Annotated in this window: 1 protein-coding gene; it reads left to right on the top strand. The window is 65.4% G+C overall.

The window, feature by feature from the left end; genetic code table 11:
• On the top strand, positions 1-1,224 hold a 1,224-nt coding region (locus EEB13_RS31290; protein WP_141487031.1), incomplete at its 5' end, for an acetate--CoA ligase.
• Positions 1,225-1,227: the final 3 nt, after the last annotated feature.

The raw sequence follows: 1,227 nt of genomic DNA, 5'->3' as shown, positions 1-1,227 counted from the left end.
ACCGTCGCCCAGGCTTCACCCGAGCACGAAGCGCAGCCGTTCGACGCCGAACATCCCCTGTTCATCCTCTACACCTCCGGCACCACCGGTAAGCCCAAGGGCATCATCCACACCTCCGGCGGCTACCTCACCCAAGCCTCGTACACCCACCACAACGTCTTCGATCACAAGCCAGGCAAGGACGTGTACTGGTGCACCGCCGACATCGGCTGGGTCACCGGACACTCCTACATCGTCTACGGACCCCTCTCCAACGGTGTCACCCAGGTCGTCTACGAAGGCACCCCCAACTCCCCCGACGAGCACCGCCACTTCGACATCATCGAAAAGTACGGCGTCTCCATCTACTACACCGCCCCCACCCTCGTGCGCACCTTCATGAAATGGGGGCGCGAAATCCCCGACGCCCACGACCTGTCCTCCATCCGCCTCCTCGGATCCGTCGGCGAACCGATCAACCCCGAAGCGTGGCGCTGGTTCCGCGACGTCATCGGCGGCAACAAGGCCCCCATCGTCGACACCTGGTGGCAGACCGAGACCGGCGCGATCATGATCTCCCCGCTGCCCGGTATCACCGCCACCAAGCCCGGATCCGCGATGGCGCCGCTACCCGGCATTTCCGCGAAGATCGTCGACGACGACGCCAAGCCCCTCGGCCCCGGCGGCAACGGTTACCTCGTCCTCGACGAGCCGTGGCCGGCGATGCTCCGCGGCATCTGGGGCGACATGGAGCGTTACCGCGACACCTACTGGTCCCGCTACGCCGAAGAAGGCTGGTACTTCGCCGGTGACGGCGCCAAGTACGACGACGACGGCGCCCTCTGGGTCCTCGGCCGCGTCGACGACGTCATGAACGTCTCCGGCCACCGCATCTCCACCTCCGAAGTGGAATCGGCACTGGTGAACCATCACGGCGTCGCCGAAGCCGCCGTCGTCGGTGCCGCGGACGAGACCACCGGACAGGGCATCGTCGCGTTCGTCATCCTCCGTGAAGGCGTCGAGAACACCGGCGACGTTCTGATCGCAGAACTCAAGGCTCAGGTCTCCACCGACATCAGCCCGATCGCGAAGCCGCGTCAGATCACGATCGTGCCGGAACTGCCGAAAACCCGATCCGGCAAGATCATGCGCCGCCTCCTACGCGACGTCGCCGAAGGCCGCGACCTCGGAGACACCTCAACCCTGGTCGACCCCAAGGTATTCGACGCAATCCGCGGTAAGTAGGGC

It is taken from the genome of Rhodococcus sp. WS3 (assembly GCF_003797085.1).
Taxonomy (GTDB): Bacteria; Actinomycetota; Actinomycetes; order Mycobacteriales; family Mycobacteriaceae; genus Rhodococcus_F; species Rhodococcus_F globerula.
This window is presented reverse-complemented; position numbering and strand designations above follow the sequence as displayed.